The 710-nt window shown below is 50.1% G+C and carries 2 protein-coding genes; one reads left to right on the forward strand and one right to left on the reverse strand.

Translation table 11 applies throughout. From position 1 onward, the window contains the following. The coding region (locus BP822_RS02580) for a CDP-archaeol synthase (RefSeq protein ID WP_286877694.1) at window positions 1–161 on the reverse strand (161 nt) is incomplete at its 3' end. Between the two features lie 232 nt (window positions 162–393). Here BP822_RS02580 and BP822_RS02585 point away from each other — a divergent pair. Next, window positions 394–710, forward strand: a 317-nt coding sequence (locus tag BP822_RS02585; RefSeq protein ID WP_286877665.1) for a hypothetical protein, incomplete at its 3' end; no start/stop codon positions are given.

Below are 710 nucleotides of genomic sequence, written 5' to 3' on the forward strand. Positions count from 1 at the left end.
GCGATCGTCCCCCGAAAGGTCTTGCCATCGCCCAGTGCCCTCTCCCCATCCTGGAAGACCCGGCCCATGTCCAGGGGCGTTCCGCCCCCAAAAATGGCTGCGAAGTTGTTTGGCACATAGGCAGGCAGCATCAGCCAGAAAGCGACGATAAGGGCAATCATTCTTTTTCCTATTTTCCAGTTTATTCTTATTTTCTATTTTTTCCCTTCGCGGTCACCCCCATATATCAAATTATCTGATGCTCGGCCAGAAGATTGGTGGGCATGTTCATTCAGCCAGCAAATATAAGCAGGTGAGATATGATGTAGCATATCCTTTATTTGAGGGCGAATGCGCTTTGTGATTGTTCGATAAAGGCAAAAGAAAGGAGAGCATTACCAAGGAGGCATCTATTTGAGCAGGAAATTCAGCGATCTGACGGCAAAAGAGCTGGCCAGGCTCCCCAGCCTGTGCTTCGATCACAGCCGGATTGGTGAGGAGATCATCCATCTGCACCTTTTCAACGATGAGAAGATGCACTGGTATATAGCGGAGTGGGGGCCAATAAACAAGAGGTTCTTTGGCTTTTATTTGAATAAGGCCGATGGAATCGCCTCGGGATTCTGCGGCCTGGATGATATCCTCGTCTATGAGAGGAGAGGGACGAGTTGGACTCCGATGGTGGATGAGGATTGGAGGCCAGTGGTCGCTCGGGAGATTCCGATACTGGT

This window comes from Methanosaeta sp. UBA458 (assembly GCF_002496085.1).
Taxonomy (GTDB): domain Archaea; phylum Halobacteriota; class Methanosarcinia; order Methanotrichales; family Methanotrichaceae; genus Methanothrix; species Methanothrix soehngenii.